We start from the raw sequence: 23996 nt of genomic DNA, 5'->3' as shown, positions 1-23996 counted from the left end.
TGAAATGGGATGGTGCGGGCGAGGAAAAACCATTCTACGGAAACGACAAAGCCGGCGTTGTCCTGCGGACAACACCGGCCAGTTCGAATCCGAGTGCTTGCGGCGGCTGCGAGAACCCGCGCCGACCGTGTTTCCTTTCATGCGCGGCGCCGGGGGCGCCGCATGATCCATCGGCAGGCGATGGACCGGGAAACTCAGTACAAGCGGACCTTGCGCGAGACGTCACGCGACAGACGGCGCAGATGACGCTTCACCGCGGCAGCGCGCTTGCGCTTGCGCTCCTGGGTCGGCTTCTCATAGAACTCACGCTTGCGCGTTTCAGCCAGGACGCCGGCCTTCTCGCAGGTACGCTTGAAACGACGCAGTGCAATCTCGAACGGCTCGTTCTCGCGAACTTTTACGTTGGGCATGGAAACTCCGAGTGGTAATCTGCCCGCTTGTACGGGACTGTCAAATAGGGCGAGCCGCGAATTATACCGTGGATATCACAGAATTTTCAAAGCCGGCGAACAAGCCCGCCCCAGGCCCGGTGCTGGGCATCGAAACCTCTTGCGACGAAACCGGGGTGGCGCTGCTGCGCTGGGAGCCGGAGGCGCCCGGCCGAGGGCTGCTGGCGCACACCTTGTATAGCCAGATCAAGCTGCATGCCGACTACGGTGGCGTGGTGCCGGAACTGGCCAGCCGCGACCATGTACGCAAGCTGCTGCCGCTGATCCGCGAGGCGCTGGCCGAGGCCGGCCTGACCGCGCAGGACCTGGGCGGCGTGGCCTATACCGCCGGTCCCGGCCTGGTCGGGGCCTTGCTGGTGGGCGCTTCGGCCGGGCGCGCGCTAGCCTGGGGGCTGGGCGTGCCGGCGATCGGCGTGCACCACATGGAGGGTCACCTGCTGGCTCCGCTGCTGGAGGACAACCCGCCCGAGCCGCCGTTCGTGGCGTTGCTGGTGTCCGGCGGCCACTCCCTGCTGGTCGAGGTGAAGGCGATCGGCCAGTACACGATTCTGGGCGATACCCTCGATGACGCCGCCGGCGAGGCGTTCGACAAGACTGCCAAGATGATGGGGCTGCCGTACCCCGGTGGCCCGGCGCTGGCGAAACTGGCCGAACAGGGCCGCCAGGGCGCCTTCCGCTTCTCGCGCCCGATGACCGACCGGCCGGGCCTGGATTTCAGCTTCTCCGGCCTGAAAACCCAGGTGCTGCTGGCCTGGCAGCAGTCCGACCAGAGCGAGCAGACCCGCGCCGACATCGCCCGCGCGTTCGAGGAAGCCATCGTGGACACGCTGATCATCAAGTGCCGCCGCGCCCTGCAGGCCAGCGGCGCGCAGCGGCTGGTGATCGCCGGCGGCGTCGGTGCGAACCGGAGACTGCGCAATGAGCTGGCTGCGGCCGGCGTGAAAGATGGTTTCCAGACCTATTTCCCCCGACTGGATTTCTGCACCGACAACGGCGCGATGATCGCGCTGGCCGGGGCGATCCGGCTGGCCAGCGGCCAGCATCAGGACATGTCCGTGCAGGTTTATCCGCGCTGGGATCTGCAGACCTTGCCCGCGGCCTAGAGCGCCTGCTGTTGTAGGAGCCCGCTGGCGGGCGATGCTGTTGTTCTGATTTTTCCTACCGACATTAAAGCAACAGCATCGCCCGCCAGCGGGCTCCTACAGAAAACGGCGGCGGCTCACCATTGCGTGCGGCCGGGCAGCAGGCCCTTCAACTCCGCTTCGGTGAGATTGCGCCATTGCCCGACCTTCAGGTGGGCCAGCTTCACGTTGACGATGCGTACGCGGCGCAGCTGGGTCACCCGGTAGCCGAACGCTGCGGCCATCAGGCGGATCTGCCGGTTCAGGCCCTGGGTCAGCACGATAGCGAAGCCGAACTTGGCGATCCGGCGCACCCGGCAGGGCTGGGTCATCTGGCCGCGGATGCACACGCCCTTGGCCATGCCGGCCAGGAATTCATCGGTGACGGCCTTGTTCACCGCAACCAGGTATTCCTTCTCGTGTCCGTTTTCGGCGCGCAGGATCTCGTTGACGATATCGCCGTTGCTGGTCAGCAGGATCAATCCTTCGGAGTCTTTATCCAGCCTCCCGATCGGAAAGATCCGCTGCGGATGATCGACGAAGTCGACGATGTTGCCGTCGACGCCGTGGTCGGTGGTGCAGGTGATGCCGACCGGCTTGTTCAGTGCGATGTACACCGCCTTTTTCGCCGCCGGCGTGGCCGCGAGCATGCGCGCACGCACGATCTCGCCATCGACGCGCACCTCGTCGCCCTCCAGCGCCTTGGCGCCCGTGCCGACGACCTCGCCATTGAGGGTGACGCGCCCGGCAAGCAACAGCTCATCCGCCTCGCGGCGCGAGCACAGGCCGGCTTCGCTGATGTATTTGTTGACGCGCATTTCGAACCTCGATGTAGGAGCGCACCTTGTGCGCGATGCTCCTCGTCACGTTACGCAAGAGCATCGCGCACAGGGTGCGCTCCTACGGATGCCTCAAGACCGCAGCCCGATGCCGCGCTTCAGCAACTGCAGCGCCACGATCGACAGTCCGGCCACGAACGCGAGCATCACCGCGAACGCCACGCCCACGTGCACGTCGCTGATGCCGAGCACGCCGAAGCGGAACGCGTTGACCATGTACAGGATGGGGTTGGCCCGCGAGATCGCCTGCCACGGTTCGCCCAGCATGTTCACCGAATAGAACACTCCGCCCAGATAGGTCAGCGGGGTCAGCACGAAGGTCGGCACCAGCGCGATGTCGTCGAACTTCTTCGCGTAGATCGCGTTGACGAAGCCGGCCAGCGAGAAGATCGTGGCGCCCAGCAGCACCGAGGCGAGCGTGATCAGCGGATGCACTACATGCAGGTCGGTGAAGAACAGGGCGATCAGCAAGACCAGGATGCCGACCACGAGCCCGCGCACCACGGCACCGGAAACGTAGCCGAGCAGGATCACCCAGTTCGGCATCGGCGACACCAGCATTTCCTCCACCGCGCGGCTGAACTTGGCGCCGAAGAACGAGCTGGAGATGTTGCCGTAGCTGTTGGTGATGATGCTCATCATCACCAATCCCGGCACGATGTACTGCATGTAGCTGAAGCCGCCCTGGATGGTGCCGATGCGGCTGCCGATCAGCTTGCCGAAGATCACGAAGTACAGCGTCATGGTGATCGCCGGCGGAATCAGCGTCTGCGTCCAGATCCGCATGATGCGGACGATTTCGCGGCGTACGACGGTATTGAGGGCGACCAGGTTGGCGGCAGTGTTGCTCATGCGTGGGTCTCCGCGGTGTCCCACCCTCTCCCTCGGCTTTGCCGGGGGAGAGGGTGGGGGTGAGGGGGGGCTCTGGATGTTCGAGGAGCAAGAGCGCCCCCTCGGCCCGGCCCTCTCCCCCAACGCCTTTGGGGGAGAGGGGATCAGGATCGCGGCGCTCATGCCGCCTTCTCCCGTCCGTTCTCGACCAGCCGCACGAACAGCTCCTCCAGCCGGTTGGTCTTGTTGCGCATCGAGGTCACCAGGATGCCGTGCGCGGACAGGGTCGCGAACAGCGAGTTGAGGTCGTGCGAGCGGGCCATCTCGGCCTCCAGCGTGTGTTCGTCGCGACGGCGCAAGCTGACGCCGGGCAGGTTTGGCAGTTCGTCGGGCACCGCCGTCACGTCCAGTACGAACGTCTCCACGTCCAGCGTCGCCAGCAACCGCTTCATCGTGGTGTTCTCGATGATCGAGCCGTGGTCGATGATTGCGATATTGCGGCACAGCGATTCGGCTTCCTCCAGGTAATGCGTGGTGAGGATCACCGTGGTGCCGGCGGCGTTGATGCCGCTGACGAACTGCCACATCGAACGGCGAATTTCGATGTCGACACCCGCGGTGGGCTCGTCGAGGATCAGCAGCTTCGGTTCGTTCATCATGGCGCGGGCGATCATCAGTCGGCGCTTCATGCCGCCGGACAATGTGCGCGCCTGCATCTGCGCCTTGTCCCACAGGCGCAGCTCCTTGAGATATTTTTCCGCACGCTCGGCGGCGATCTTGCGCGGGATGCCGTAGAAGCCCGCTTCATTCACGCAGATGTCGAATGGTTTCTCGAACTGATTGAAGTTGATCTCCTGCGGCACCAGACCGATCAGCCGCATCGCCGCGCTGCGGTCGTGGTTGACCGATACGCCGAATACCTTCGCATCGCCGCCGCTGGAGTTCACCAGCGAGGACAGGATGCCGATCAGGGTGGATTTGCCGGCGCCGTTGGGGCCGAGCAGGGCGAAGAAATCGCCGGGCCGCACCGTAAGGCTGATACCTTTCAGCGCCTCGACGCCATTGCTGTAGGTTTTGCGCAGGTTGTCGACGACGAGCGCGGGGATCATATCTGGCGCGGCGGCCATATCGGGATTATCGGGATACTGCGGGGACATGGGCTGCACCGAGGGGGTTAGCCTTTATTATAGCGGGCCAAGTCTTGCCGTCTGGCCTGCCAGGCGGCACACACCGTTTCCGGAAACCTTCATGGCCGACCACTTCCAGCTCCGTCTCGTCGACGGCTTCATGCTCGCCCCTACGGTGCGCCACCTCATATTCGAGCGCGTCGACGGCCAGCCGCTGGCGTTCCAGCCCGGACAGTTCCTGCAGGTGCACTTCCACTACGACGACGGCACGGCGACCAAGCGCAGCTACTCGGTAGCGACGATCGGCGACGGCAGCTCTCCGAACGGGTTGTTGGAAGTCGGGCGCATCGAGATCGCGGTGAGCTATGTCGAGGGCGGCGCAGCCACCCAATTGCTTGGCGGTCTGGAGACGGGTGGCGTCATCGACGCCAGCGGCCCGTACGGTCGCTTCTGTCTGCAGGCCGCCGATACCCATCCGCGCTATCTGCTGCTGGCCACCGGCACCGGCGTCACCCCGTACCGCGCCATGCTGCCGCAGATCGAGAAGCTGCTCGCGGCCGGAGATCGCGAAGTGGTGCTGCTGTACGGTGCCCGCACCGAGGCGGAGCTCCTCTACGGCGAGGAGTTCGAGGCCTTTGCGCAAACCCATCCCGGCTTCATCTTCCATGGCTGCCTCAGCCGCGAAGCCCGCGCCAACCCGCGCGCCAGCGACCGCAGCGGCCATGTACAGCATGTGCTGGCCGAACTCGGTCCGCATGCCGACCGCGACATCGCCTACCTGTGCGGCAACCCGAACATGGTCGATGCGGCATTCGCCGCGCTGAAGGAATTCGGCCTGCCGGTGCCGCAGATCCGCCGCGAGAAATACATCAGTTCGCGTTGATCAAGTTTTATCGGGAAGCGTCGATACCATCCACAGCCACCTGTTTCCGCCTGTCACGGAACGGGTGGCTGCCTGTACCGCGATTCATCACGACCGGTTCACGCCGTGCGCGCGTACATGGGCGCCCCGGCAGTTGCGGCCGGGCGCCCGGATATCACTGCATAGTGTGACATCCGTCTCATTATCGAGAGTCGGTGACTCCAGTCCCGTCAAGATCGCACCGAACCGGCCGAGAGCCACTCATGAGGGCCGCGCAATCCGCGGAATGCGCCTCGAGAGGTGAACGGTATGACAGGTCCGTTTTTCAGCTTCAGCCTGGCGGGATGCGCTCTCGCACTGAGCCTTGTTGCCTCGAATGCGAAGGCGGCCGGTGGCCGGATCGCATTTTCCGGCGCGGTCGTCACACCCACTTGCAGCGTCGTCCCCGCCAGCGGCAGCCAGGCGGGTGGCATATCGGGTTCGCCGTTCGGCGTCGATTGCCCAGGATCGGCTTCGGCAGGCGCAGCGAAGCCGGCTTACGTGGCCACCGTGACCAAGTTGACCGCGGCTGAGCCGGATCGGGTTCTGGAGTATTTCAGCGACTATGTCGCGGCAGGCCACGCTGCGGCGGAACGCCCCATGCTGGTAACCCAGGTCTACGAATGAGCGGCTCCGCTGGTTTCCGGGACCTTCGGCCGCGCAGGTATTACTGGTAGCTCAGGGTAAAGGTCGCCGTGGCAGCGACGCTGCCAGCGGTGACGGTATTGGATATGGCGTGGTACCGGGCAGTGTAGGGAAGCGACAATGCGCCGGAGGGCGCCGCGCCGGTGCTCACGGAGTTCCCGAAAACGACCGTGTTGCCGTTTCCGTCGCGCAGCTCCACGCCCAGCCCGGTGGCGCTGCCGGTGCTCTTGAGCACGTTGTTGTATCCGGCCGGTACACTACTGGATGCCGCGAACGTGTCGGTGTGTACGATATGCCCGCGTGACATTACTGGTAGGACATGGTGAAGGTCGCCGTACTGCACACCGGGCCTGCGCCGACCGGCGAGCTGGTGGCATAGTATTGAGCGTAGTAAGTGAGCGGGAGCGTGCCATTAGGCGAGCTTCCCAGTGACTGGGCAACGTCGAATTGCACAGGTTGTTGATTGCTCTGAAGCAGTTGAACGCCAATATTGGTTGCCGATGCGCCTGAGGTGCAAGAAGCGGGCGAGAGGATCACGCCCGGTGGAGTGCCAGGGGTGGCAGTACTCATGGTCATGTAGAGTGCCCAGCCTGCTGGGCACGTGTACTGAATATTGAACGCTGTTTGACCAGCCACCGAGCCGGTGCTTTGCAATGCGCCTGTACTAATCGTTGGCAATATGACGCTGATGTTCTTCGAACTGGTCGCGACGTTGCAGGTACTCATCGACACTGTCACGGGGTTCAGCGTCAGTGTGCCGAATTGAGAGGAAGCGCCGCTGTAGTAAGTGGTATTACCCCAGTTCGCGGGTGGAGGGGGGACCGTATCAGTCTCAAAAAAGCCCAAGATATTAATACTGGTGAGTTGACCCGGAGACACCGGGCCCGTCTTGACCAGTTGAGCGATGAACGTGGCCGAAATTGGATTGGGACTGCAATTAAGCCTATTTCTATCGTAATTACAATAAATTGTTCCTATTGACCACCCGGTAGTTCCATTAGGGCCGTCGTTACCACTGCTGGCTTGATTCAGCGTCGCGGTGAGTAGGACATCAATTCCCGGTACATTGGTTTTGAACATGATGCCAGCTCCTCCCGGGGGAGTGGTGACCATGTCGATAGCGGCCAATTGGCCGGTCTGCACGTTGAAGTTGTCGTAGTAATTAGGTGTTTGAGCATATGCATTTAAACAATCGATGCTCACCGTGATGGGAGGTGATGGCCGACCAATCTTTCCATTTGGGGTACCTGGCGCAATGCTAATGGGAGATGGTATGGCGATGGCTGAGCTCATTGGCGATGCGCTGCATGTCGGAGATTGGGCCGCCGTTGCAGGGCGCATCATGACCATCGAAAGACCGATGGCCAGCAGCACCGCAGATATTCGTCTTGTGAGATGCAAGGAAAATGGGCCGTATCTCATGTGTCGCTCCTCGAAACGGGTGCAGCGACCACAGGTTTTTTGCAGGTGGTGCTTATTTGTTCGTACTGCTTCACGGCCTGTTTGCGCTTGCTTTCCGGCTTAAGTCGATAATCGAAAGAACAAGACTGTTCTGTTCCATTGTCGTCCTGCCAGCGTGCGAGAAGCCGGCCAGCTTGATTGATGCCCCGAGCGAGGATTTGTCCGGCCTGACCGACCACACCCATCGAAACACCTTTCTCGTTGAACACTTCCGCGCCGAACGGCAGCGCATCGCCATTCGCAAGGTGGGTACGCACGATCACCGTGCGACCATTCTCGGTTTTGAACTTCAGCATCACTACCGCGCCGGCATGCGGCGCCACCTGAGCACTGGTCGCATCGAGTTGCACGTCCAGCGGCAAGCCCTTGGGATCGATGGTGACCGTATTGAGGCTATACGGCGTCAAATAGGGCACCAGTGCATAGCCAAAGCGGTCGATGCGGGCGCCGGCGGCATTCCCCAGGTGTGCGCCAACGGCGCCCGGCACGTAGACGATGCCGACGGTGTCGCCCATCGGCTGGCCGAACGTGATGCCACCGGGATGCGCAACCACGGCACCGCTCATGCCCAGCGAGGCCTGCGAGTAACCGCTGCCGCTGCCGACGCTGGCGTTAAGGACGGCGTACGGGCTGCGATAGCCGCCATTGATGCTGCCGGAGTTGCCAGTAGCGTCATCGCTGTGGGAAGCGGTCGCGCCGTAGTTGAACTGGTCGTCGGCGCCGGCGGAACCGTTGAGCATGGCTTGCTCCTGGGTGCCGCCGCTGTGGCTGCGGGTCAGGTCAAGATTGAGCGAGGGAGCGTGCGCGCCGTTGCCTAGTGGCACGCTGAAGCTGGCGAAGTACTCGTTGTCATAGCGCCCCAGCGAATCGCGCGTGCGCGTGGCGGAAATGCTGTAGCTCACGCGATGGAAAGAGTTGTTGTAGCCCAGCTGGAATTGCGTATCCGTGTTTGTACGGTTCCAGTAGTCGCTGGCGGAGGCATTCGCATAGAACGAACCGCCGTGCTCGCCCAGTCGCTGATTCAGCGTGATGGTGAAGCGATTGCGCTGTCGCTGCAGCCCGGTCGCACGGAGGATCGGATTGTAGATACTACCGGACAGCGCGGCTTGCTGAGCCGGCGTCAGGATGGTTTGCGCGGGGATACCATCGATCGACGTGGTCGTCGGCGGCACGTAGTCGGTGAACGCGTTGAGTCCGCGACGTGCATAGTCGCGGGCCAGAGCAGCATCGGCCAGGCTGAGATAGCCGCGGGTCGAGTAACGATAAGCGGCGACCGTCAACGAGGTATCGGTTTCCGGCAGGATCTTGCTATAGCTCAAGCGCATACTCTGGCCGGACTGCGTGGCAAAACCGGGAATCTGCGCACGTGCATGGGTGATGTCGGCCGCAAACGCGCCATAACGCGTGTTGATCGCGCTGCCGAGCAACACGGCGGCATAGCCCCGGGAGGCCTCGATGCCGGCGTAGCCGGTGAGCAGGTTGTTGAAGCCATGCTGGATGGTGGCCTGCGCCACATCAGGTTTGTGCGCCATCGATGCATTGCGCAGCTGACCTGCGGCGATGCCGAAACGGGTGGTGCCTGGGCGCAACAATTGCGCCACCGAAGCGTAGGGGACCGCGAAGGTGCGCACGCGACCGTCCGCCTCGGTCACCGTGACATCGAGATTGCCGCCGTATCCGGTCGGATAGAGATCATTGATGGTGAACGGACCGGGGGCCACCGTGGCCTGGTAGATCTGCACGCCGTTCTGGCGGACCGTCACCATGGCGTTGGTGTAGGCCGTACCGCGCACGACGGGTGCGTAGCCGCGCAGGGAATCGGGCAGCATGCGATCGTCGGTGGCCAACTGCACGCCGCGCAAACCGAAACTGTCAAATACCTGACCATCGGTGTAGCTGTCACCAACCGTAAGTTGCGCACGCAAAGACGGTAGATCGCGCTGCACGTAGCTGTCGATATTCTGCCAGCGATGCCGTGCGGGTGAGCCTGCCGTGGCCGACTGCCAGTTGACGGTGGAATCCTGACGCAAATGCCAGGGGCCGATATTGAAACCCGCATTCAGCCCCAGATACGAAGTGGTCTGGCTCGAGCCCTGATTGTTGCTGTGGTAGCTGTTGAAGTTGTAGTTCAACAACGCTGCCGGCACGCCTGCGTCCCAGTACTCGGGGCTGACGTATCCGCGCGGCATCTGGCCGAGAAAAGCCTGCGGCACGCTGGTGTCCAACCGCAGCTGCGACATGTCGAACAACATGGTCGCGCCCGGAATCAGGCTGCCGATGCTCACGCAGGACGTTGGATCCAGCAGGCGTGCCGTGGTTTCGTTGGACAGCTTGACGGGGCGCAATCCCAGTCGGTCGAGCAATTTGCGATTCATGCACGGAGTGGCGCTGGTGTCTGCCGCGGTGGCGGCGAAGCGCACATCACTCCGACCGACCCAAATATTGTTGAGATAGATGTCCGTGTTGTAACTGCCTGGCAATACCGGATTGCCGTGTTCGAAGCGGGAGAGATCCGTGGTGTTCTGGCCTGCGCCGGACAACAGGCTGCGATCGAAATCGGCGTAGCCACCACTGGCGCTGGCACCTGCAGGGCCAGCGGACGCATCTGCGCCATTGGCAGCAGATGCATTCGATCCTCCAGCCCAGCCGGCCAGCGCAGCGGCAATGACGGCGCAAAGCAAGATGCGAGCGCCCGCCACAGGCCAGCGTATGCATGGCTGGTGCGTGGCGGGTCGGGATTTCACGGCAACACGGTCCCCTTGAGGGCAACGTCAGAGCCGTAGTCATTGATGCAGTTGTACTGGACCGTGCTGCCGGCACTCGGAGCCTGCTTCAGGTCCGATATGGCCAAACGCAAATCGGAAAGAGGCGCCACCATGCCGGTGTCAACCTTGTGCGACGTACCGCCGACACTCACGGTGATCTGGCTGAGGGTGACGTAGTAAGGCGTGGGGTTGTGCACTACCAGGGCGCCCAACCCGGCGGCGCTCGCGGCCTTGAAGCTCAGTGCGCTTGCGGCCTTGATAGGATCACCCGCCAGTCCGGCCGGGCGATAGAACAGCTTCAGTCGCGAACGGATCGCCACCTGCAGGTAATTCTTGCCCTGGAACTGGGGGCCGCTGGGCTTGGGGGGAACTTCCAGCACGTTGAGCCAGAACAACGACTCGCGGTCGGTCGGCAAGGGCTGTTCGCTATGGGTAAACAGGATGCGCAGGCTCTGATCGCGGTTCGGTTCCATGCGGAACAACGGGGGCGTGATCAGAAAAGGCGTACTCACCTTGTCCGGCGTGGAGTGCGCGTCGCCGCTGTCGATCCAGGCTTCGACCAGCGCTGGTGTGGTGTTCTGGTTGGTCATGCGCACTGTGACTTCACCGTCCTTGGCCGGGAAGATCACGCGTGTGCCGGCGATCACCACGCTGGCATTCGCCGCACCGGTAGCCAGGCACAACGCCAGCAGACCCGCGCGAACCGCGCAGACAAGACTATTCATGGAGGGGACTCTTGCAGATCGATGAATGGCGGCGCGTGCCGGAACCACGCCGCGGCGGGAATTTTCCCGTCGCAGCGTGTTTGTTCCGCGATTTACAGATAGCTCGTCGTGTAGGTCACGCTTGTGTTCACCAAACCCGAAGTGGACACGCCGGTGGCGTAGTACTGAGCCGCATAGTTCAGGGTAACGCCACCACCTGAAAGAGTCCCTACTGGCGAGTTGGCACCGGTATTCAGATTGATTGGCGAGTTGGTAGTGCCATTGAGCAACTGCACCTCAACATTGTTGGTGGCAGCGGTGTTTTGCAGATTACCGTCCGCCATGAGGTTGCTGCCCGAGAACAACTCCTGCACGCTGGTGAGCTTTGAATCGCAACCGCTCACGACAATGGTAAACGGCGTTTTTCCGGTAACGGCACCTGACGCCGCCAGCGCGCTCGTGAAGGCCACGGGCAACGCAACAGTGCCGTTAGCGCTGCCGCTGCTGTTAACGTTGAACGAACAGGTGTTGGCAACGACCTTGCCGGTGAAGGTGATAGTACCGTCCGCGCGGGCGGTCTGCGGAGCGAATGCTGCGATGCCGAAACCGGCGATCAGCGCAGCGGAAAGAAGGGTCTTGTTCATTCGTGGTCCTTTCAAGATGTTTGGATTGCTAACTGGTTCGACGCGCTGGTTGACGTGTGGTCCGCACTACTGCTCCACCCCGACTGCAGCTTTGCGCGGGCGGGTCGGCGAGGGAAAAGCAAGCGGTGTGCCAAACTTCGGATGTAAACGATTACCTGCAGCCCCCTGCCGCTGGATTAGGGAGGAGATATCAGGCGCCATGGGCATTTGGCCGGCGTTTGTAGTTCATCCCTGACAAATTATGGCAGCTAAAAGTGCGAACTACGTCACTTATTTCAGGCGGCCGCGTTCATCGGATCGACGCGATTAGGGCTTCACTTGCGCGGAGAGTAGTGCATATGTAAAGCATACTTGACATGATTGAGGTGACTCCGTATCCTGCGAATATGTCAAGGTTGCTTGACACTCGTGGCAGGAGATCTCCTTGGGCAAGCCCCGTTCCATCCATCGGCGCTATCAGCGCGAGTTCTGGCCGGCGATGGCGGCCTATGTCGCGATCATGCTTCTGCTGTGGCCGTTGCTGCCGCAGGTGCATAACGCGCTGCTGAAGCTGGCCATGGCGCTGTTGCCGGTGGCGGCTGTGCTGCTGGTGGTGCGCGCGATGGTGCGGCTGGTGCTGGGCAGCGACGAGCTGGAGCAGCGTATCCACCTGATCGGTCTGGCGGTGGCGGCCACGGCGGTAAGCACATTGAGCCTGGCCGGTGGTTTCCTGGCCGCGGCCGGCATCATCAAGCTGGACGGCACGATTCTGATCTGGGTATGGCCGACCCTGGTGGTGATGTATGCCGGCGGGCGCCGCTGGGCCAGCCGCCGTTACGGCGGCGCTGCGGATGTGCTGTGCGACAACGGCGTGGCCGTGCATTGGCAGCTGCTGTTCGCTGCGCTGGTCATCGCCGCTGTCGCCGGGCTCGGGCGTCATCAGCTGGGCGATCACCAGTTCGGCATGTTGTGCGGCGTGAGCGGGGCACTGGGGTCGGGGGCGCTGCTGCGGGCGATCCAGCATTGGCGCAAACGGTGGCGCGGCGAACACGAGGCATCGTGATGCCGGGTCCACAGTCGATATCCGCGGTGGCCGATGAATAACCACCTGCGCGAACTGCGCGGCGAACAGGGCTGGTCGCAGGCGGAGCTGGCCGAGCGGCTGGAGGTGTCGCGGCAGACCATCAACGCGATCGAGACCGGCAAGTACGATCCCAGCCTGCCGCTGGCGTTCAAGATCGCGCAGTTGTTCGGCCGTCCGATCGAATCGATTTTCTTACCGGGTGAGGAGTGACGGGCATGGCATTGAAGGGACGTACCGCGATCCGCCTCGGTGCGGTGCTCGTGGGCTTGGGAGCGCTGGCCTGGAACCGTTTCCACCGCGGCGAACCGCCCGCGATGCCGCCAGCGCCCGCCGCCGCATCCGCTGCCGCGACGAAAGCCGTGCCGCCGGCAAAGCCGCAGAGCTGGACGCTGGGCTCGCTGACGCTGACGGCGTGCGATCTGGCCCAGCCGAACAGCGGGCTCAGTACGGCGGCCTGGTGCGCCGATTTCCCGGTGCCGGAAAATCGGGCCGATCCGCACAGTCGCACGATCAAGCTCAAGCTGGCCGTGTTGCGCTCCCGCGCACAGGTGGCAAGCAAGGACATGCTGGTGTTTCTGGTGGGCGGCCCGGGTCAGGCGGCTACCGATTCGGCCAGCCAGATAGCGGCGGTGCTGCAGCCGCTGCTGGCGCATCGCGATGTGCTGCTGCTGGACCAGCGCGGCACCGGCGGCTCGAACCAACTGACCTGCAAGGAGTCCGCCGATACCGTCAGCCCCGACGACGACAGCACGTTCGATGCGGCCAAGATGCGCAACGCCGCCGCCGAGTGCCTCAAGCAGCTGAGCGACCGCGCCGATCCGCGCTACTACACCACCACCATCGCGACGCAGGATCTGGAGGACGTGCGCAAGGCGATCGGTTCGCCGCAGTTCGACCTGCTCGGCGTGTCGTACGGGACACGGATGGCGCAGCAGTATCTGATGCGTTATCCGGCGGCGGTGCGCAGCATGGTGCTGGACAGCGTGGTGCCGAACTCGCTGGCGCTGGGCGAGGATTTCGCGCGCAACCTGGACGACGCGCTGAAGGCGCAGTTCGCGCGCTGCACGGCAGAGCCGGCCTGCAAGAAGCAGTTCGGCGATCCGGACCAGACGCTGTACCAGCTGCGCGACGCGCTGCGGGCGAATCCGCACGAGGTCAGCTTCCGCGATCCGCAGAGCTACCGCACCGTCAAGCGGATATTGAACGAGAACTCGCTGGCCAGCGTGATGCGGATGTTTGCGTATACGCCGGCCACCGCCGCGCTGTTGCCGTTGTCGATCGACGCGGCGGCGCACGGCGACGTGGGTCCGCTGCTGGGCCAGGCCAAGATACTGTCCTCCGACCTGGCCGAGCTGATGGGCAGCGGCATGCAGTACTCGGTGATCTGCAGCGAGGATGCCGACCTGCTCACGCCGCGACCGCAGGATGCCGGCACCATCCTCGGCACGCACATGATCGACGCGCTCGGCGCGGTCTGCTCGGTGTGGCCGAAGGGCGCGCGCCCGGCCGATTTCCATCGGCCGCTGAAAACCGACAAGCCCGTCCTGCTGCTGGCCGGCCAGTACGATCCGGTAACGCCGCCGCGCTACGCCGAGGAGGTGGCCAGGGGCTTGCCGAACGCACGCGTGCTGGTCTTGAACGGCCAGGCGCACAGCGTGATGGCGGTGGGCTGCGCCCCGCAGCTGGTCCAGCGCTTCATCGAAAAACCCGATCCGAAAGCGCTGGACGCGAGCTGCCTGGACCGCTTGCGGCCTACCCCGATCTTCATCGACTTCAACGGTTCGACCCCTTAAGGAGCAGCGCCATGATCGAGGTAAGGGACCTGCACAAGGCGTTCGGCACGGTGAAGGCCGTCGACGGCGTCAGCTTTACCGCCCGCGACGGCGAGATCACCGGCCTGCTCGGCCCCAACGGTGCCGGCAAGACCACCACGCTGCGCATGCTGTACACGCTGATGACGCCCGATCGCGGCCAGGTGCTGGTGGACGGCATCGACGCGGCGGTCGATCCGCTCGGCGTGCGCCGCCAGCTCGGCGTGCTGCCGGATGCGCGCGGCCTGTACAAGCGGCTGACCGCGCGCGAGAACGTCGATTATTTCGCGCGGCTGCACGGCTTGCCGGAGGATTTGCTAGAGAGCCGACGCGACGCGCTGATCCAGGCGCTGGAGATGGGCGACATCGCCGATCGCCGCACCGAGGGTTTTTCGCAGGGTCAGCGAGTGAAAACCGCGATCGCCCGCGCGCTAGTGCACGATCCCCGCAACGTGATCCTCGACGAGCCGACCAACGGTCTCGACGTGATGGCCACCCGCGCATTGCGCCAGTTCATGGCGCGGCTGAAAGGCGAGGGCCGCTGCGTGCTGTTTTCCAGCCACATCATGCAGGAGGTGGCCGCGCTGTGTGACCGCATCGTGGTGATCGCGCACGGCCGCGTGGTCGCCGACGAATCGCCGGACGCGCTGCGTGCGCAGACCGGCGAGAACAATCTGGAGGACGCGTTCGTGAAGATCATCGGCAGCGACGAGGGCCTGGCCGCATGAATACCGCCCCCGCGAAACGGCAGCGCAGCCGCGCCTTCCTCACCGTGTTCCTGAAGGAGGTGAAGGAGAACCTGCGCGACCGGCGTACCCTGATCAGCGCGTTCCTCACCGGCCCGTTGCTGGGGCCGGTCATCTTCGTGATGCTGATCAACATCACCCTCAACCGTGAGCTGGACAAGGCCGAGAAGCCGCTGCCGGTGCCGGTGATCGGCGCCGAGTACGCGCCCAATCTGCTCGATGCCTTGCGCGCCGGCGGCGTGGTGCCGGGCGCGGCGGTGGCCGATCCCGCACTGGCCGTGCGCAAGCAGGACGCCGATGTGGTGCTGCGCATCGCGTCCGACTACGGCAAGGCCTGGCGCAAGGGCGAGCCGGTGCAGGTCGAACTGTTCTACGACTCCTCGCAGCGCGATGCCAACACCTCGGTTGAACGGGTGACCCGTCTGGTCGAAAGCTATGCGCGCCAGCAGGGCGCGATGCGGCTGGTCGCGCGCGGCATGTCGCCGAGCACCGCGTGGCCGCTGCAGGTGGCCAGGCGCGACCAGGCCACGCCGCAGTCCCGCGCGGTACTGATGTTCGCGATGCTGCCGTATTTCTTCGTGATCACCATCTTCATGGGCGGCATGTATCTGGCGATCGACCTCACCGCCGGCGAGCGCGAGCGGCAGTCGCTGGAGCCGCTGTTCGCCAACCCGGTGCCGCGCTGGAAGATCCTGTGCGGCAAGCTGGCGGCGATCGGCGTGTTCTCCACGACCAGCCTGCTGATTTCGTTGCTGGCGTTCGCGGTGATCGGCCAGTTCATTCCCGCCGAGAAGATCGGCATGGAGCTGGATCTCGGCGTGCACTTCGCCGCCTACGTGCTGCTGCTGATGCTGCCGCTGGTGCTCCTGCTGTCGGCGCTGCAGTCGATGGTGGCGGCATTCGCGAAGAGCTACCGCGAGGCGCAGACCTACCTCTCGCTGCTGATGCTGGTGCCGATCATTCCCAGCCTGCTGCTGTCGTTCATGCCGATCAAGGCGCAGGCGTGGATGTACGCGATACCGCTGCTGGGCCAGAACCTCGGCATCATGCAGCTGCTGCGCGGCGATGGCGTCAGCGCCGGACAGATCGGCTTGTGCCTGGCCGGCACCCTGGCGGCGGCGCTGGTCGCGATACTGGCGACGATCCAGCTGTACCGCTCGGAGCGTCTGGCGATCTCGGCCTGATGCACGCGGGAAACCCGCGTGCATCAGGCCGCAAGGGATCAACGGCGCGTCGCCGTCTCGGTGGCACAGCCGTTCTTCACCAGGTGGTGCGCCGGATCGTAGATCGCCACGCTGGCAGTGGAGGTGAACCGATTGGCGTCGTTGCTCAGCGTGATGGTGCGCCTGACCTCCTGGGTGCCTGCGTAGCTGCCGTCCGGGTTGAAGCGGAAGAATTTGAACTCCGAGGCGAACCTGCCCAGGGCGAGGAAGTGCCAGGTGCCCAGGCTGGGGTAGCGCGTGGCGGGTGACATGTTGACGCCGAGTTCCAGTTCGCTGCCATCGGCCGCGTACTGGTTCATCGCCGGAAACGTCACCACGGCGTTGCCGCTGACGCAGTCGCGCAAGGTCACGCTGACGTCCCACACGCCAACCAGGCGCAGCGGTGCCGGCAGCCAGGAAGCCGGTGTGCCGTCGATGCCCGCGGCGGAGGCGCTGGAGCCGACGCCCATGAGCGCGGCGAATACGGTCGCAGCCACGAGTGATTTGTTGCAGTGATGCTGTTTCATGATGAGGACCCCCACGCAGTTGTCGGAACGGCGCGCCGGGTGGAACGCACCGTGTCCGCATCTTTTGCGCTGTCGGGCCGAAGAGTCCTTAGAATCGGTCTGAAGATTTCTGAAAGGCGACGCCGTCGTCCCGAGGGACAGGCCGTGACCCGCTATGCGTTCGATGACTTCTGTCTGGACAGTGCCGCGCGTGCGCTGTCGCGGAGCGGTACGCCGGTGGCGCTGACGCCGCGGGTTTTCGACACCTTGCTGCACCTGCTCGAACGCAGCGGCGAGCTGGTCGACAAGGATGAGCTGATGCAGGCGGTGTGGCCGTCGCGGGTGGTCGAGGAGAACAACCTCAATCAGGCCATCTCGGCATTGCGCCGGGCGCTGGGCGAAACGCATGGCGAGCATCGTTACATCCTGACCGTGCCGGGGCGCGGCTACCGGTTCGTCGCAGAGGTGCGATCGATGTCATCGGCAGATCCGGCGCTGTCAATGAAACCGTTGCGCACGCTGGCGGTATTGCCGTTCCGGCTGCTGCAGCCGGAGCGGGACGAAGCGTTGCAAACCGGCATGGCCGACATTCTGATCACGCGACTCAGCGGCATCGGCGAACTGGTCGTGCGGCCCTTATCGTCGGTGTGTCGCTTCGGCGGGCAGCAACACGATCCGCTGGAGGTCGGACGCCGGCTCGGCGTGGATGCGGTGCTGGAAGGGACGATCCAGCGGGCGGCGGCGCGGGTGCGGGTGAGCATGCGTCTGCTCAACGTCGCCGAAGGACGGCAGCAATGGGCCGATATTTTCGACACGCAGGCCGATGACCTGTTTGCCCTGCAGGACGCGGTGGCGGAGAAGGCCAGCGTCGCACTGGCCTTGCGGCTGACCTACGACCAGCGGATCCGGCTGACCCGGCGTTACACCGACAACTCCGAAGCCTGGCGCTGTTACGCGCTGGCGCGGTTCTTCGTCGAACAGCGTTCGCCGCCGGCGCTGAAGCGGGCGGTCGACTGCTTCAGGCAGGCGTTGTCGCTCGATCCGGGCTATGTGCTGGCCCATGCAGAGTTATCTGACGTCTACACGATCCAGGGCGTGATGGGTGCGAGGCCGCCGCACGAGGTCGGTCCGCTGGCGCGCGAAGCGGCGCTGCGCGCGCTGGCCATTGACGATCGAGTGCCGGTGGCGCACTACGCGCTCGGCCATGCGCTGGTGCAATACGATCGCGACTGGGCCGGCGCCGAACTGGCCTATCGCCGTGCGCTGGAACTCGATCCGAACTGCACGAACGCACATCATCGCTACGCGATCCTGCTGATGACGTCGGGGCGGCCCGACGAAGCGTTCGCGCAGATCCGCCGCGCGCGCGAGCTGGACCCGACCTCGCTGCCGATCGACGTTACCGAGGGCTTTCTTTACTACTGGAATCGCCAATACGCAGGCGCGATCGAACACCTACAGGGCACGCTCGAACGTGAGCCGCATTTCTGGATGGCGCATTACTGGCTGGCTCAGGTACTCGGATCACATGGCGAACACGCCGCCGCGGCGGCCAGCGCACAACGTGCGAACGAACTGGTAGGTGATAACGGCGCGTTATGGCTGATCGCCTGGACTCATGCCGTGGCCGGCCGGCGCGACGAGGCGCTGGTACAACTCGATGCTTTGCTGGAGCGATCAAGCGATCGCTACGTGCCGCCTTACGACATGGCCCAGGTTTACGCGGGACTCGGCGATGCGGGCCAGGTTTTCGCATGGCTGGAACGTGCCGAACAGGGTCGCTCGCGTCACCTCGATACGCTCGGGGTCAATCCGATCATGGATCCCTACCGCGCCGATCCGCGCATGGCGGATATGTATGCGCGCATCGGAATCACCGCAGTGGCACGATCGCCAGCGACAGGCGGGTAACGCTCAGCGCGGCGGCGCGGTCAGCTCGCGCGCGTCGAGGTAGCCGTCGTGGTTGCGGTCGAGCTTGTGGAACTGGCGGCGCAGGTTGTCCTGGAAGCCGGTCAGCGTGATCGGCTGGCCGCGGCCGCCGGGTAGTTCATCGGTTTGCAGGATGCCGTCGCCGTTGCGGTCCATGCTGCGGAAGCCGCGGCTCATGTACGCCACGTACTCGGCCTCGCTGACCCGGCCGTCGCCATTGCTGTCGAACTGCCGCAGGTATTCCGAGCGCGAGTTCTGCGCGAGCAGGACCGAAGGCACCAGCAACATCAGCGTCAGCGCGATCCCGCCAGGACGCACGTTCAGCGTACGCCGCCGTGGATGCCGATGAACTGCAGGAACTCCGCGCGGGTGCGTGCGTCGTCGCGGAACGTGCCCAGCATCTGGCTGGTGATCATCGACACGCCGCGCTTGTGCACGCCGCGGGTGGTCATGCACTCGTGGCTGGCGTCGATCACCACCGCCACGCCGGCGGGCTGCAAGGAGTCCTGGATGCACTGGGCGATTTCAGCGGTGAGTTTCTCCTGCACCTGGAAGCGGCGTGCGAACCCCTCCACCACGCGCGCCAGCTTGCTGATGCCGACGACCCGGCTGGTCGGCATGTAGCCGACATGGGCGCGGCCGATGATGGGCGCCATGTGGTGTTCGCAATGGCTCTCGAACTCGATGTCGCGCAATACCACCATCTCGTCGTAGCCGGCCACTTCCTTGAAGGTGCGGCGCAGGTAGTCGCCCGGGTCGGATTCGTAGCCGGAGAACCAGTCGCGGTACGCCTTGACCACCCGCTTGGGCGTGTCGAGCAGGCCCTCGCGCGCCGGGTCCTCGCCGGCCCAGCGCAGCAGCGTGCGCACGGCTTCCTCGGCTTGTTCCCGGGTGACGTCGGTGGGGTTGTGCGGGTCGCTCATGCGGATGCCTTTGGCTTGCGGGTGATGCAGTTTAGCGTTCGCGTCAAGCGCACGCATCGGGTAATGCCGTGCCGGTCAGGCGTCGTCCTCGCGGGCCAGATCGGTACCTTCGAGGCCGCTTTCGAGAAATTTCCCGGCGACCTCCGGATCGTCGCCCGCGGACGACAGCTTCTTCGGCATGGACCGCTTGGGCTTGATGCCGAGGTCCCGCAGTTGCTCCGCTTGTCGAACCAGTCCGCTTCTGGGGTTGATCAAGGCTTTTTCGGCGGCCTGCGTCGCCACGGTCGCCCTGGCCAGCGCGTCGCCGATGGAAACCACATGCTCGCTGAAGCGCACCGCGGCGTCGTACATCAGGCCGCCGCGCTTGACGATCTCTTCCATGCTGCGCGTGGTCTTGTCGACGCGCCAGATGTATTCGATGGTGCGCAGCACAGTGAACAAGGTGTTCGGCGACACCAGCGCGACATGCCGTTCCAGTGCGTACTGCGCGAGACCCGGATCGGCTTCGCTGGCCGCCATCAACGCGCTTTCGATAGGCACGAAAAGCAGGGTGAAATCCACACTCTTCAGGTTGTACAAGGACGGGTAGTTCTTGCCCGACAAATCCTTGATATGCCGCTTCAGCGACGCGGAGTGAGCTTCCAGCGCCGCCGCCCGGGCCGACTCGTCATCGGTGGAGGCGACGTATCGCTCGTAGGCGACCAGCGATACCTTCGCGTCGATGACGATGGCGCGTTCCTGCGGAAGATCCAGCACGACGTCGGGAATGAGCCGGCCATCGGCCTCGTCGGTGTGATGGCTTGCCTGGGTGCGGAATTCGATCCCTTCGCGCAGCCCGGCCAGCTCGAGAATGCGCTGCAAAACCGCTTCGCCCCACATGCCGCGCGTCTTGCTCTCGCCGCGCAGGGCATTGGTAAGCGACTGGGCCTTGGCGCCGATGTCCTGGTTCAATTCGGTGAGGTGGCGGATCTGCGCGATCAACCCTTCGCGCGCCGTGAGATCGGCCTCGCGGGTGGCCTCGACCTTGCCCTTGAAATCGTCGAGCGTCTTGCTGAAGGGGCCGAGCAGGTCCGATAGCGTGTTTTTCTGCTGCTCGTTGAGCCGGGCGCCTTTTTCTTCCAGCAGCGCGCTGGCCATCAGCTTGAACTCCTTGGTCATCTCCTCCTTGGCGTCGGCCAGCAGTTTGCTGGTGTCGACCTCGCGCTGTCTGGCGGATTTCACTTCCTGTTCGAGTCGCGCCTGCGCTTCGACGAGTCCGTTCTTTTCGTCGGCCAGGCTCTTGCCGGCGGCTGCCAGGATGGCGATCTGTTCGTTGGCGGTCGCCAGGTTTTTCCCCACCGCCTCGTGCTGGCTGGCCATGCTGGCCAGCTCGGCGCGTCTTGCGGAAAGCTCTTCCTGTACGGCCTTGAGTTCTTTCTCCAGCTCAACCGCCCGCTCTGCCTGTGCCTGCACGTAGGCCAGGCGCGACGAGGTTTCGCGGAACCTCGTCTCGGCGTCGTCGCGGGCCTTTTCGGCCTCGCGTCCGCGCAGCAGCACGGTCACCTGCAAGGCGATGACGACGAGCACGACGACAACCAGAGCGAGCAGCAGCAGTTCGATGACAGACATGGTGCGTTCCGCGTCAAGACAGGCCGTCAGTTTACGCGCTGGCGTATCAGCTGCTGCGACGGCGCAGCCTGGAACCTTCCCTGACGTGAATGCATCCCATCGCCAGTCGAGCCATCTCGCCCGCCGCCCCGGTGGATACTGCCGCCGGCAAGCCCGGCCGGGCTGGCGCATGATGACGGCATTCATCCCGTCGAAGGAGCATGGTATGGAATACGCATACGACTATCTGATCGTCGGGGCGGGCATGGCCGCCGATGCGGCCGCCAAGGCCATTCGCGAAGCGGATGCGACGGCGGACATCGGCATCGTCGGTGACGAGACGCGGGCACCGTATCAGCGGCCGCCGCTGAGCAAGGCGTTATGGAAGGGCGACAAGTCGCCCGCCGATATCGATCTAGGCACCGCGAGCAGCGGCGCGCAACTGCATCTGGGCCGGCGCATCGAATCGCTGGATCGTGCCGCGCATGCGGCGCGCGACGATCGCGGCGACAGCTATCGCTACCGCCGCCTGCTGCTGGCCACCGGCGCCACGCCGCGGCGGCTGCCGTTCGATGGCGGCGAGCGGATGATCCACTTCCGCACGCTCGACGATTACGAGGCGTTGCGCCGTTACGCCAAACCCGGGGCGTACGTCGCCGTGGTCGGCGGGGGGTTCATCGGCAGCGAGCTGGCGGCGTCGTTGAGCAGCGTGGGCTGCAAGGTGACGATGCTGTTTCCCGGCGCGGCGATGGGTGCCGGGCGCTATCCGGATGGCCTGGCCGGCTACCTCGACGACTACTACCGCAGCCACGGCGTGGATGTGCGCAGCGGCGTCAAGGTGACCGGCGGCAACGCGACCGACGGCGGCGTGGAGCTGGAGCTGTCCAACGGCGACCTGCTACGGGTGGAAGCGGTGGTGGTCGGCCTCGGTGCGACGCCGAACACGGCACTGGCCGAACGGGCCGGTCTCGCCGTTGACGACGGTATCGTGGTCGACGCGTGCTTGCGTACCAGCGATGCCGACATCTGGGCGGCCGGCGACGCGGCCAGCTTCCGCAGCCCGGCGCTGGACCGGCGCCTGCGGGTGGAACACGAAGATGCAGCGGTCAGCATGGGCCGGCTCGCCGGCGGCGCAATGACCGGTGCCGAGGCGGCATACACCACGCTGCCATTTTTCTATTCCGATCTGTTCGACCTCGGTTATGAAGCCATAGGCCTGCTCGATACCCGGCTGCAGGTGGTCGAGGACTGGCGCGAACCGAACCGCGAAGGCGTGGTGTATTACCTTGAAGACGGCCGCGTGCGCGGGGTGCTGCTGTGGAACACGTGGGACCAGGTGGATGCCGCGCGCGAGTTGATCGGCGCACGCGGCCCGTTCGACGCCGCCTCGCTGCGTGGACGGCTGCCGCGCACTTGAAGCCGGCAAGTAGGAGCCCGCTGGCGGGCGATGCTTTTGTGTCGGGATTCGGGATTCGTAACAGCATCGCCCGCCAGCGGGCTCCTACGAAAATCCGGCAGCCTCAATCCACCCGGCAGAACACCGCCTTCAGATAGCGGCCTTCCGGCACGTCGGTGCGGAAGGGATGGTCCGCGCCGGCGCCGCGCACTTCCAGCACCTGGATCTCGCGGCCGGCGTTGAGCGCGACCCGGCGCAGCATCTCCAGAAATTCGCTTTCGCCGACCAGGCCGGTGCACGAGCAGGTCAGCAGCAGGCCGCCGGGCGGGATGATGTCCAGCGCCATGCGGTTCATCGCGAAGTATTTTTTCAACGCGTCCATCACCTTGCTGCGGTCGCGGGTGAGCTTGGCCGGGTCGAGGATCACCGCGTCGTACTGTTCGCCGCGCGCTACCGCCGCGCGCACCCAGTCGAAGATGTCGGACTGCTCGAACGTGACCTCGACGCCGTTGGCGGCGGCGTTGGCGCGGGCGATTTCGAGGATGCCGGCATCCAGATCCACGCCGACCGCCTCGCGCGCGCCGGCCGCCATCGCGTGCACCGCGAAGCCGCCCGCGTTGCAGCACAGGTCCAGTACGCGGCGGCCCCTGGCCAGTTCGGCGAAGCGGTGGCGGTTGTCGCGCTGGTCGGCGAAGAAGCCGGTCTTGTGGCCCGAGCCCGGTGCGGCGTGGAAGCGCAGGCCGTGTTCGTGCACTTCCACCGCTTCGGGCACGTCGCCGCTGCGGCAGTCGAACGACTCCTGCTTCTGCACGTGCGATTCGGCGAACCAGTACAGCCGCACTGCGGGGAAATGTTTCAGCAACGCGGCGTGAATCGCCTCGCGGAACTTCCACATGCCGGCGGCGAAGTATTCGATCACGAGGATGTCGGCATAGCGATCGACGATCAGCCCGGACAAGCCGTCGCCCTCGCTGTGCACCACACGCCAGGCATCGCTGACGCGGTCGAGCTGCAGCCAGTCGCGGCGAAGCTGCACGGCGCGGTCGATGTGCGCGGCGATCCAGTCGGCGTCGATCGCCCTGGCCGGGTCGCTCTCGAGCAGGCGCAGCGCGATGCGCGCATGCCCGTTCCAGAAACCGCGTCCGACGAAACGGCCCTTGGCATCCTGCACCTCCACCAGGCTGCCGGGCGGCAGTCGCGATTCGGGTTTGTATACCTGAGCCGACCACACCCAGGGATGGCCGGGATTGCGGTCGGACTTCAGGCGAATCACGGGCAGGGCGGCATCGAGTGCGGAGTGCGGGGGCATGGTCATCGGCGAATGATAGCTTGCGCCGCCTGCTCGC

24 protein-coding genes are annotated in these 23996 nt (G+C 64.6%); 10 read left to right on the top strand and 14 right to left on the bottom strand.

The window, feature by feature from the left end:
• Positions 1-194 precede the first annotated feature (194 nt).
• Positions 195-410 carry a 30S ribosomal protein S21 gene (rpsU, locus tag ACFPPB_RS05700; RefSeq protein WP_007081639.1) on the bottom strand — a complete coding sequence of 72 codons (216 nt, stop codon included), beginning with the start codon at positions 408-410 and terminating at the stop codon, positions 195-197.
• Positions 411-478: 68 nt separating this feature from the next.
• Here rpsU and tsaD point away from each other — a divergent pair, with 68 nt between their 5' ends.
• Entirely contained in the window at positions 479-1552 is a 1074-nt protein-coding gene (gene tsaD / locus ACFPPB_RS05695) for a tRNA (adenosine(37)-N6)-threonylcarbamoyltransferase complex transferase subunit TsaD (RefSeq protein ID WP_377325230.1), read from the top strand.
• Between the two features lie 116 nt (positions 1553-1668).
• On the opposite strand, the gene ACFPPB_RS05690 is transcribed toward tsaD, so the two are convergent.
• From ACFPPB_RS05690 to ACFPPB_RS05680, 3 genes are all read right to left on the bottom strand, one after another.
• Positions 1669-2388 (bottom strand): pseudouridine synthase, encoded by a 720-nt coding sequence (locus tag ACFPPB_RS05690; RefSeq protein WP_377325228.1) that lies wholly within the window; start codon positions 2386-2388, stop codon positions 1669-1671.
• Positions 2389-2481: 93 nt separating this feature from the next.
• The gene (locus tag ACFPPB_RS05685; RefSeq protein ID WP_377325226.1) at positions 2482-3261 is read right to left on the bottom strand and encodes an ABC transporter permease; all 780 of its coding nucleotides are present in this window, start codon (positions 3259-3261) and stop codon (positions 2482-2484) included.
• A gap of 158 nt (positions 3262-3419) precedes the next feature.
• A complete protein-coding gene (locus ACFPPB_RS05680) occupies positions 3420-4349 on the bottom strand; it encodes an ABC transporter ATP-binding protein (RefSeq protein ID WP_465269348.1) in 930 nt (309 codons plus the stop codon).
• Positions 4350-4488: 139 nt separating this feature from the next.
• Between ACFPPB_RS05680 and ACFPPB_RS05675 the strand changes: the two genes are divergently transcribed.
• On the top strand, positions 4489-5250 hold the full coding sequence (locus ACFPPB_RS05675; protein ID WP_377325224.1) for a ferredoxin--NADP reductase: 762 nt from the start codon (positions 4489-4491) through the stop codon (positions 5248-5250).
• Positions 5251-5538: 288 nt separating this feature from the next.
• Entirely contained in the window at positions 5539-5895 is a 357-nt protein-coding gene (locus ACFPPB_RS05670; protein ID WP_377325222.1) for a hypothetical protein, read from the top strand.
• A gap of 40 nt (positions 5896-5935) precedes the next feature.
• On the opposite strand, the gene ACFPPB_RS05665 is transcribed toward ACFPPB_RS05670, so the two are convergent.
• The 5 genes from ACFPPB_RS05665 to ACFPPB_RS05645 form a co-directional block, all read right to left on the bottom strand.
• The gene (locus tag ACFPPB_RS05665) at positions 5936-6220 is read right to left on the bottom strand and encodes a fimbrial protein (protein WP_377325220.1); all 285 of its coding nucleotides are present in this window, start codon (positions 6218-6220) and stop codon (positions 5936-5938) included.
• Positions 6220-7335: a fimbrial protein gene (locus ACFPPB_RS05660; RefSeq protein WP_377325218.1), complete on the bottom strand. Its 1116-nt coding sequence runs from the start codon at positions 7333-7335 to the stop codon at positions 6220-6222. The genes ACFPPB_RS05665 and ACFPPB_RS05660 overlap by 1 nt, the downstream gene beginning before the upstream one ends.
• Positions 7332-10055, bottom strand: coding sequence for a fimbria/pilus outer membrane usher protein (locus ACFPPB_RS05655; protein WP_377325216.1), 2724 nt, complete (start codon positions 10053-10055; stop codon positions 7332-7334). The genes ACFPPB_RS05660 and ACFPPB_RS05655 overlap by 4 nt, the downstream gene beginning before the upstream one ends.
• 59 nt (positions 10056-10114) lie before the next feature.
• On the bottom strand, positions 10115-10864 hold the full coding sequence (locus tag ACFPPB_RS05650; protein ID WP_377325214.1) for a fimbrial biogenesis chaperone: 750 nt from the start codon (positions 10862-10864) through the stop codon (positions 10115-10117).
• Between the two features lie 92 nt (positions 10865-10956).
• Entirely contained in the window at positions 10957-11487 is a 531-nt protein-coding gene (locus ACFPPB_RS05645) for a fimbrial protein (RefSeq protein WP_377325212.1), read from the bottom strand.
• A gap of 424 nt (positions 11488-11911) precedes the next feature.
• Here ACFPPB_RS05645 and ACFPPB_RS05640 point away from each other — a divergent pair, with 424 nt between their 5' ends.
• Genes ACFPPB_RS05640 through ACFPPB_RS05620 form a run of 5 tightly spaced genes read left to right on the top strand, consistent with a single transcriptional unit; the run spans position 11912 to position 16291 of the window.
• Positions 11912-12529 (top strand): hypothetical protein, encoded by a 618-nt coding sequence (locus ACFPPB_RS05640; protein WP_377325210.1) that lies wholly within the window; start codon positions 11912-11914, stop codon positions 12527-12529.
• A 33-nt stretch (positions 12530-12562) separates the two neighbouring features.
• Complete coding sequence (locus tag ACFPPB_RS05635) at positions 12563-12760, top strand: helix-turn-helix transcriptional regulator (RefSeq protein ID WP_377325208.1); 198 nt, start codon at positions 12563-12565, stop codon at positions 12758-12760.
• A 5-nt stretch (positions 12761-12765) separates the two neighbouring features.
• Positions 12766-14343, top strand: a complete 1578-nt coding sequence (locus ACFPPB_RS05630) for an alpha/beta hydrolase (RefSeq protein WP_377325206.1) — start codon at positions 12766-12768, stop codon at positions 14341-14343.
• A gap of 11 nt (positions 14344-14354) precedes the next feature.
• Positions 14355-15089, top strand: a complete 735-nt coding sequence (locus ACFPPB_RS05625; protein WP_377325204.1) for an ABC transporter ATP-binding protein — start codon at positions 14355-14357, stop codon at positions 15087-15089.
• Complete coding sequence (locus ACFPPB_RS05620; protein ID WP_377325202.1) at positions 15086-16291, top strand: ABC transporter permease; 1206 nt, start codon at positions 15086-15088, stop codon at positions 16289-16291. Before ACFPPB_RS05625 ends, ACFPPB_RS05620 begins: the two co-directional genes overlap by 4 nt.
• 38 nt (positions 16292-16329) lie before the next feature.
• Here the strand turns inward: ACFPPB_RS05620 and ACFPPB_RS05615 are convergent, their stop codons facing one another.
• Complete coding sequence (locus tag ACFPPB_RS05615) at positions 16330-16806, bottom strand: hypothetical protein (RefSeq protein WP_377325200.1); 477 nt, start codon at positions 16804-16806, stop codon at positions 16330-16332.
• A 174-nt stretch (positions 16807-16980) separates the two neighbouring features.
• Here ACFPPB_RS05615 and ACFPPB_RS05610 point away from each other — a divergent pair, with 174 nt between their 5' ends.
• Positions 16981-18726: a winged helix-turn-helix domain-containing protein gene (locus tag ACFPPB_RS05610; RefSeq protein WP_377325198.1), complete on the top strand. Its 1746-nt coding sequence runs from the start codon at positions 16981-16983 to the stop codon at positions 18724-18726.
• Positions 18727-18729: 3 nt separating this feature from the next.
• Here the strand turns inward: ACFPPB_RS05610 and ACFPPB_RS05605 are convergent, their stop codons facing one another.
• The 3 genes from ACFPPB_RS05605 to ACFPPB_RS05595 form a co-directional block, all read right to left on the bottom strand.
• Positions 18730-19032: an EF-hand domain-containing protein gene (locus ACFPPB_RS05605; RefSeq protein WP_377325468.1), complete on the bottom strand. Its 303-nt coding sequence runs from the start codon at positions 19030-19032 to the stop codon at positions 18730-18732.
• A gap of 32 nt (positions 19033-19064) precedes the next feature.
• A complete protein-coding gene (folE, locus tag ACFPPB_RS05600; RefSeq protein ID WP_377325196.1) occupies positions 19065-19667 on the bottom strand; it encodes a GTP cyclohydrolase I FolE in 603 nt (200 codons plus the stop codon).
• Between the two features lie 75 nt (positions 19668-19742).
• Positions 19743-21446, bottom strand: coding sequence for a DNA recombination protein RmuC (locus ACFPPB_RS05595; protein WP_377325194.1), 1704 nt, complete (start codon positions 21444-21446; stop codon positions 19743-19745).
• A gap of 34 nt (positions 21447-21480) precedes the next feature.
• Between ACFPPB_RS05595 and ACFPPB_RS05590 the strand changes: the two genes are divergently transcribed.
• Positions 21481-22671: an NAD(P)/FAD-dependent oxidoreductase gene (locus ACFPPB_RS05590; protein WP_377325193.1), complete on the top strand. Its 1191-nt coding sequence runs from the start codon at positions 21481-21483 to the stop codon at positions 22669-22671.
• Positions 22672-22774: 103 nt separating this feature from the next.
• Here ACFPPB_RS05590 and ACFPPB_RS05585 read toward each other — a convergent pair whose 3' ends face one another.
• Positions 22775-23959, bottom strand: a complete 1185-nt coding sequence (locus ACFPPB_RS05585) for a class I SAM-dependent rRNA methyltransferase (protein WP_377325191.1) — start codon at positions 23957-23959, stop codon at positions 22775-22777.
• Positions 23960-23996: the final 37 nt, after the last annotated feature.

It is taken from the genome of Rhodanobacter terrae, from assembly GCF_042657005.1.
In the GTDB taxonomy this organism is placed as follows: domain Bacteria; phylum Pseudomonadota; class Gammaproteobacteria; order Xanthomonadales; family Rhodanobacteraceae; genus Rhodanobacter; species Rhodanobacter terrae.
This window is presented reverse-complemented; position numbering and strand designations above follow the sequence as displayed.